The sequence below is a fragment of the Pseudonocardia kujensis genome, assembly GCF_021283305.1.
Taxonomy (GTDB): domain Bacteria; phylum Actinomycetota; class Actinomycetes; order Mycobacteriales; family Pseudonocardiaceae; genus Pseudonocardia; species Pseudonocardia kujensis.
In genome coordinates this window covers 60578-67404 of the sequence record NZ_JAJSOK010000039.1, presented here as the reverse complement: position 1 = coordinate 67404, position 6827 = coordinate 60578, and the positions used below count along the sequence as shown (strand labels likewise).

The window sequence follows — 6827 nt, the reverse complement described above, 5'->3', positions numbered from 1 at the left end:
CGAGTCCGAGCGTCGAGCCGCCCTACCCGGCTGGCTGCACTTCTACAATCACCACCGCGCACACACCGGAATCGGCGGCCACCCACCCGCCAGCCGCGTCCCCAACCTCTCCGGGCAGAACAGCTAGAACGGCGCCTCGAAGTCGGCCGGGAGGGTGATCTCGCCCGGCTTGCGGCGGTAGACCTCGCGCGACAGCCAGCCCAGGTACGCGTCGAACTCGTCGTTGCTCAGCTGCGCGATGTCGAGGTCGGTGGTGGTGTTGTTGGTGGTGACCATCGTGTCCTCCGGTGGTCGGTGCGGGTGGAACGCGGCGTGCCTCAGCAGGGCGGGTCGGGGTCCCCGAAGGGGACGGGTGGGGGTTCTGGCTGGCTCATCCCGGTGTGACCGCTGCGCTTGACCGAAGGTCGAGCTGACCAGCCGCACCGCGGTCTCAGCGGGATGGGTCGGCCAGGTTCGTCGCCCGCTCGCCCCGGCCCGTCCTGCTGACCTGTGGGCGGTCCACCCGGGCCGACCAGCCGAGGACATCCCGCACCGGCCGGGACCGGTCTCGCTCGCCGGCGAAGGGTGTGCCCTTCCACCATCTCGAGGAGGGGCTCACCATGTGGCGCCGCCTGCCCCCTGACCGATGGCGACGGAGCAGTACGCCCTGAACCGGGCCCGGTGCTTTTACGGTTCGGTGCGGTACGCAAGTTGTTCGTGTGCGCTGTGTAGGGAGCGGACGTGAGCCCGGTTGCCACCGAGGCCACGCCCACTACCGTTTCGAATCACAGTGGAAGGGGAATCCACCGCCATGAGGGTGGAGAGTCGTCGCGCGCCGCGAGGCATCCGACCGATGACACCATGTCCGGTGACGTGTCTGGACGACGTCCACGCGGATGACGCCCTATTGGAGGCTCTCGGGCGCGGTGAGGCACCGCCGCCCGATGATGCAGCGGCCGTGGCCCTGGCCGCATGGCGGGCGGTGCTCGTGGCGTCCTGATCGCCTGCTCGCTGTGGGCTGAGGGGCCCACGCGGCACCGCTTCCGGACCCTGAGCCGCGGCTCACGTGCCCCTTGGCTGCGCCTGGCTGTTTGCGCGGCGTGAAGGTCCGCCGTCAGCGCAACATCACTGCGATTGGCCTGTGACCACCCCAACTGCGGGCCTGCTGTGAGCAGCACGCCGGCATGGCTTGAGCTAAACCGGGGGTACGGCCTCCACGAGCTCGTCGGGCGCCCCCCTGTCGGGACCCGATAGGACGGGGCGGGGCTCTGCTTGAATAGCACCGGCCGAGGTGGCGACTCCCAGACGAGCCATACGAAATCGTGAGAGCTGTTGGCTTGCCGGTGTCAAATACGTGCTGGACTCAGCCGGTCCGACTGCGGCATCTCGAGATTTCTCTTGGCACCGGCTGTCGGTCGTCCGTCGGTGGAGGCCCTTGCCGGGTCTACGGCTCCGCCTACTCAACTGGCGCACGAAACACGATGGCGCCCTCACCTATGAGCGTTGTAGCAGGCTTGTCCCAATGTCTGACGGACCAGGTCGGGTACATCAGCTGAGACCGGCTGCGGCTGTTCAGTGCCGCTGACCGGGGCGCTGCTGGAGTCGGTCCCGTCGGTGACGGTCTCGTCTGCCGAAGTGCCACCACTGCCGCCGGTGCCACCGCCAGAATCCACGGCCCCGCCCCCGCCACCGCCGCCGAACAGGACCCCACCGCCGCCACCACTACCGCCGGTGCCGCCGGAATCGACAGACCCGCCGCCGGCGCCACCGCTGCCGAACAGGAATCCACCCGTTCCTCCGCTTTCGAGCGGAGTCGGCACGTCGGCCGCCCACGCTAGCGGGGTAGCTCCGAGCGTCAACGCGGCTGCCGCACCGCCGAGCAACGCCCACCGTCCACAATGTCCAATAACCGCCACCGCAACCTCCGACGCCACAGCGAACGCATCCTCTGGCTGCAACGACCGACAGATCAGCGCGTTGCGAGGTTCAGTCGGTCAGGGGCCGGCGACCGCGCCTGATAATCCTCGGCAGCCGCTTGCCGAACTCGAGTCCGTCCTCGACGTCGCGGACCACCTCGCTCTCGCGGGTATCGGCACCGATGTGCCCGGCCGCGGCCTGCAGCAGCAGAGCGCGGGCGCTGTTCTCATCGAGTTCACCCCCGGCGACCAGGCGCCCGAGAGTGCGGGCGGCCTTGAGTCGGGCGTCGTGGCGTGTGCCGGGCTGGGCATCGGCCAGCTCGGCCAGCTCGTCGTCGAGGACCTTCTGTAGGTAGGCGTTTGCGCGGCGGCGCGGCAGCTGCAGCGGCTCCGCGGGCGGCGGTGGCGGGGGAGGGGTCAGTGCCTCGGCGAGCCATTCCGGAAGCGGCGCGACGCGGCCGTGGCGGGTCACTCGGTACAGGCCCTCGTCGCGCACCGAGCCTGCGCCGACTACGAACCCGCCGTGTCCGCGGGTGTCGATCTTCCATCCGAGCCGGCCCTGGGTGTTGCGCAGCTCCGGCCCCTCGGGCATGAGGAAGTAGCGGTGCTCCCCTCCCGAGGGGGTGGTCACGGTGTAGGTGTCGACCGGGTCGGGCTGCCCGGCCTCGGCGGCCAGGCGGGCCAGCACGTCGGCTCCACCGCGAGCACCGGGGTACTCCGCTGGAGGCTCGGCGCCGCGGTGGCGGTCGAGGTCCACGACCAGCACGTTCGACCTGCCCACGGCGAGGCCCAGATTCCACGGTCGCGCGCTCCACCACTCCTCGATCAGCTCTGGGTCGCGGGTGGCGGCGTCCTCCCACTCCTTGATCGCGGGCAGCTTGCCCTTGGGCGACACCGGGAACACGTAGAGCCCGGCTGTCGCGGCGTCGAGAGCGGCCTGCATCAGCCTGGTCGGGCGCGGCAGGTGCACCGTGCGCCGGCGGGGCTGGTCGCGCGGTGGCTGCGGTCGGCCCGGATCCGACATGAGGTCCTCCCGAAGGTGATCGTCTGCAGACTGCCAGGTCTGGCCGACAGAACCGAGCTGTTCGCAACCCTGCAATGGCCACCGCGCCGCTGCGGGAATCGTGGTTGGGATGGTCATGCCTGGACCTCCGTGCTGGTCGGGCCGGTCGTGTCGGTCGGGGTGGAGCTGGTCGGGGTGTTCTTCTCGTTGTGCGCCGTGCTAGTCAGGCCGGGCTGCCAGTCCCCGAGGAGGGCGCGCAGCTGCTCGGCGGTGAGCTGCGGCGGTCGAACCGCGCGCACATCTCGTGCACGACGGAGGGCTTGGTCCGCGGCGCCCGGGTGCCCGTGTTGCCCTGGCGAGTCCGGCGCGGCCTGGCGGGACGCGCCTGCGGGCGGTCCTGGCGCCACGTGAGGACGGTGTCGCGGGGCAGTTGTAGGCGGGCGGCGATCTCGGGCCAGGTGTAGTCGAACTCCTCGTTCAGCACGGTCACCGCCTTGGCCTTGACCGGGTCCTCGACGTCGGCCTTCAGCGCGGCGCCGAGCATCGCGAACAGCGTGTCATCGTGGGGGACCCGCGGGCGCACGATCACCGGTACCTGGCGCAGCCCGGCGATCTCCGCTGCGGCGAGGCGACGGTGTCCGTCGATGACCTCGAGGTCGGCCACGCCGGGGCGGCGCTCGAACCTGGCGTGCGCCAGCTGCGGCTGCGGCACGCCCTCGGCGCGGATGGACGCGGCGAGCTTGTCGAGATCGGTGAGTGTCGTGCGGATGTTGCGCGGGTGCATGGCGAGCCGGGGACAGGACACCAGCGCGGACGCGCGGGGGAAGTCGCGCGGCTCGCTCGCCGGCGGGATCGTGGTTGTGCTCTGTTCGTGCTCACGGGGTGTTCTCCTTGGTCGGGTACGGTGCTGGTGAGACGGGCCAGCTAGCTTCTGGCCCGTCTCACCAGCCCGTCGTCGGGTGGGTGATGGTCATGCGGCTTGGTACGAGCGGCGGCTGCGGCGGTGCTTGTCGCGGGCCTCGCGGCGCTCGTACTCGTCCTCGCCGCCCCAGACGCCGCTGTCCTCGTGCGCCCGGGCCCAGTCCCGGCACTGCTGGCTCACCGGGCAGCGGGCGCACACCGCCTTGGCTTTCGCGGTCTGCTCGAGCGCGGGCCCGGCGTTTCCGACGGGGAGGAACAGTTCGGGCTCCTGGTCGCGGCAAGCGGCCTTGTCTCGCCAGTCCATCTCGGTCTCCTCTCGAGCCGTGTGGGTCTCGGGTAGGTGGTCGCCGGTCAGGCGAGGCGGCGCTCGGTATGGGCCAGGACGATCGCCTGGCAGCAGGGCTTCGAGCAGACCTCCTGGTGGCCCCACCTCGTCGCGAACAGCTGGTGGCCGCAGCCGCGGCAGAACCGCTTCTCCTCGCCGCTGCCACGGGTGCTCTGGCGCTTGCTGCTCCGGCTGAGCTTCATCCGTTCTCTCTCCTTCCGTTTCCGCTGGTTGCCGCCTTGTGCGGCGCACCTGATGCTCTCCGAGCGAGACCCGGTCCGGGCAGCGCACGGCGCCGGAGAGAATCCGCCCGAGGCGGGCTACGCGGCGGCAGCCGCCGTGGCGGGGTGTCGGTCTCCCCTCTCTTCGGCTCTTCGGCGCGAACCGGAAGGCCCGGGGTTCCGAGAGCCGGGCCGGGCTCGCCGCAGGCGACCGCGCGCGGCCGGAGCGCAGCGCAGGGCCTGGACCGGGCGAGCGGTTCGCGGGCAGGATCGCGACGTCGAAGAGCGAGGAGGGTGGGCTCTTGTGCCGAGTCCCCGCACCTCCACCTGTCCCGACCTCGCGAAGCGACCAGCTCCGCGCAAGTTATTGGCAGCCTTGTATACCCGTGGGCGGTATTGAGGTCCCGGCAGGCCGCTCGGACCAGAGACTCACGCCAGGGTTAGCAGTACCCCTGCAACGGCGCGGCGCGTTCTCACGACAAGGAGGCGCAAGGTTCAGCGATCAAGGAGAGCGCAGGCGCGAAGACCGGCGGGCAGGATGCCATCGGCGGCCTGACCATCGAACGGGTCGACCGAGCCAGCCGGGCCTCGGCCGGGGGCTCCTGCCCCTGGCGGGGGCTGCCCGCTTGACGGACCACGGCCGCCCGAACTCGTCGGTCGGCGGCGCGGGCGAGCTGCTTCCAGACCCGGGGGGGGGTGGACCGGCCTCGCTCCCCGAAGCCACAAGGTCGTGCCAGTGAGATGAGCGCGTTCATCGCCCGTGCGCGTTGGTGACCATTCGGAGGGCGGCGTTCGACATCGACGCGGCGCTGGCCCGGTGGGACGCCGCGCCTGCCCTGGCAGCAGGTGGTGTCGGTTTCCTGACGCACGGGTGGGCCGACGCCGTCGTGGACGGCCACTACCAGACGGTCCGACAACTCGAGGACCTCGCGACGAGCTCGGGGAGGCTCTGTTCGAGCCCGGGCGCGACGTCGACATCGCTCGACGAGGAGTCGAGCTGCGCACGAGTCCCGGCCGCCTGCGCCGGGTCACCGTGGCCGTGCGGGAGGTGGTCGGGTGTCTCCGCCGGGAGGAGGAGAACATCGCCTTGCTCAGCCCGGGATCGCTCCCTGTTCCAGGACGTCTACGACCATGTCCTCGGTGCAGCCGAGACGGTCTGCGGCACGCGCGACCATGTCAGCGGCATCTTGGAGACCAACGCCACCGAGCAGGACAACGAGCTCGACATCATCACGCGAAAGCTCGCGGCGTGGGCCGCGATCATCGCCGTCCCGACCGCCATCACCGGCCGGTACGGGCAGAACGCCCTACTCCGGGTTCTCACAGCCGTGGGTTCGCGGCCAGCTCGATGCTGATCGGCGTCCTCGCCGGCCTGCTCTACGTCTCTTTCCGGCGTCGTGGATGGCTGGGACGCGCCGGCAGCCGCTCTGGGCCAGCCCGAACTCCACCGCCCGATCCACCGATCGCCCGACTCTGCTGAGCACCCCCTCCCGGCGAACCTGATGCTCGGCGCCGGAAGCCCGGTGCCGACCACCGAACGGAAAGGCAACCGTCATGCGCAAGATCTTTCTCGCTGTCATCGGAGCCGCGGTCCTTGTAGCAGGCCTCGTGGGGTTCGCCGGGTCCGCGACCGCTGCGGAGGCCGGTCACCCGGCCTACATCAAGGCCCCTACGACGGCGTACCAGGACGCGAACGACCAGTCGGGGGCTGTCTTCACCAACCTGAAGCCCAACCAGCCGGTCGTCGCGCTGTGCTTTACCGAGGGTCAGGAGATCAACGGCAACCAGAACTGGTTTCGTATCAGTCTGACCCCGGACCCGCAGGGCAAGACCGGGTTCGTGCACCGCGACGTGATCAGCGTCGAAGCCCGCCCGGACGAAATGAGGCACTGCTGACCCTGCTCGGCACGGAGCGTGGAAGCGGCGCAGGTTCAGCGCGAGGGCGGTGTGTCCGCGTACGAACGCTGATGCCGGTGTAGGTACAGGCTGATCCGTCCGGGGCCGGCGTGCCAGATCGAGGATCAGCTCAGGGAGGGCTCCCTTCGGGTTTGTCCGCCGCAAAGCGGACAAGCACCGGAGGGGGTCACTGCCGTGGTCGGTCGCGGGAGCGCCACTGGCGGATCGACGCGGCCGAGGGCCTGGGGCGTACCACCGTGGCGCCGACGGCGAGCAACGCGGCTGTGAGGCCGGCGCCGAGCAGTCCCAGCAGCAGGCACAGCACCGCGGTCAGGACGGCGACGACGCTGAGGGCGTCGTAGCAGGCGGCCAGTTGGGACTGCCACGCCGTGAGCGGGCGTCGCATCGAGGTGGCGAACCGCGGATCTTCCCTCGCTGTGTGTTGCTCGATCTCCCGCAGGACACGCAGCTCCCGCTCGCTCAACACGGGTGGCCTCCCGTCGCCGCAGTAGCGCCCTCCGGGGGTGTCGGCCCCGGTCGAGGGTCGCCCGCGGGCAGAACGCTCG

8 protein-coding genes and 1 pseudogene are annotated in these 6827 nt (G+C 70.7%); 3 read left to right on the top strand and 6 right to left on the bottom strand.

From position 1 onward, the window contains the following. A pseudogene (locus tag LWC35_RS24350) lies at positions 1 to 127 on the top strand (IS481 family transposase); the annotation flags it as partial. Here the strand turns inward: LWC35_RS24350 and LWC35_RS24345 are convergent. The 5 genes from LWC35_RS24345 to LWC35_RS24325 all read right to left on the bottom strand — a co-directional run bounded on the left by LWC35_RS24345 (position 124) and on the right by LWC35_RS24325 (position 4347). Continuing rightward, complete coding sequence (locus LWC35_RS24345; RefSeq protein WP_232872566.1) at positions 124 to 276, bottom strand: hypothetical protein; 153 nt, start codon at positions 274 to 276, stop codon at positions 124 to 126. The pseudogene LWC35_RS24350 and the gene LWC35_RS24345 sit on opposite strands and share 4 nt — an antisense overlap. 1689 nt (positions 277 to 1965) lie before the next feature. Continuing rightward, a complete protein-coding gene (locus tag LWC35_RS24340; protein WP_232872565.1) occupies positions 1966 to 2919 on the bottom strand; it encodes a bifunctional DNA primase/polymerase in 954 nt (317 codons plus the stop codon). A gap of 202 nt (positions 2920 to 3121) precedes the next feature. Beyond that, positions 3122 to 3703 carry a ParB/RepB/Spo0J family partition protein gene (locus LWC35_RS24335; protein WP_232872564.1) on the bottom strand — a complete coding sequence of 194 codons (582 nt, stop codon included), beginning with the start codon at positions 3701 to 3703 and terminating at the stop codon, positions 3122 to 3124. Between the two features lie 165 nt (positions 3704 to 3868). Further along, entirely contained in the window at positions 3869 to 4123 is a 255-nt protein-coding gene (locus LWC35_RS24330) for a WhiB family transcriptional regulator (RefSeq protein WP_232872563.1), read from the bottom strand. Between the two features lie 47 nt (positions 4124 to 4170). Continuing rightward, a complete protein-coding gene (locus tag LWC35_RS24325) occupies positions 4171 to 4347 on the bottom strand; it encodes a hypothetical protein (protein WP_232872562.1) in 177 nt (58 codons plus the stop codon). A gap of 788 nt (positions 4348 to 5135) precedes the next feature. On the opposite strand from LWC35_RS24325, the gene LWC35_RS24320 reads away from it, so the two are divergent. Together LWC35_RS24320 and LWC35_RS24315 are read left to right on the top strand one after the other, a co-directional pair. Then, positions 5136 to 5720, top strand: coding sequence for a CorA family divalent cation transporter (locus tag LWC35_RS24320; RefSeq protein ID WP_232872569.1), 585 nt, complete (start codon positions 5136 to 5138; stop codon positions 5718 to 5720). Positions 5721 to 5919: 199 nt separating this feature from the next. Then, positions 5920 to 6261, top strand: coding sequence for a hypothetical protein (locus LWC35_RS24315; protein ID WP_232872561.1), 342 nt, complete (start codon positions 5920 to 5922; stop codon positions 6259 to 6261). A gap of 187 nt (positions 6262 to 6448) precedes the next feature. On the opposite strand, the gene LWC35_RS24310 is transcribed toward LWC35_RS24315, so the two are convergent. After that, positions 6449 to 6748: a DUF3040 domain-containing protein gene (locus LWC35_RS24310; protein ID WP_232872560.1), complete on the bottom strand. Its 300-nt coding sequence runs from the start codon at positions 6746 to 6748 to the stop codon at positions 6449 to 6451. Positions 6749 to 6827 lie beyond the last annotated feature (79 nt).

Bases quoted from the DNA above. Each gene is read 5' to 3' on its own strand.
- LWC35_RS24340 (WP_232872565.1), bottom strand. From the start codon at position 2,919: ATGTCGGATCCGGGCCGACCGCAGCCACCGCGCGACCAGCCCCGCCGG.
- LWC35_RS24345 (WP_232872566.1), bottom strand. From the start codon at position 276: ATGGTCACCACCAACAACACCACCACCGACCTCGACATCGCGCAGCTG.
- LWC35_RS24330 (WP_232872563.1), bottom strand. From the start codon at position 4,123: ATGGACTGGCGAGACAAGGCCGCTTGCCGCGACCAGGAGCCCGAACTG.
- LWC35_RS24325 (WP_232872562.1), bottom strand. From the start codon at position 4,347: ATGAAGCTCAGCCGGAGCAGCAAGCGCCAGAGCACCCGTGGCAGCGGC.
- LWC35_RS24315 (WP_232872561.1), top strand. From the start codon at position 5,920: ATGCGCAAGATCTTTCTCGCTGTCATCGGAGCCGCGGTCCTTGTAGCA.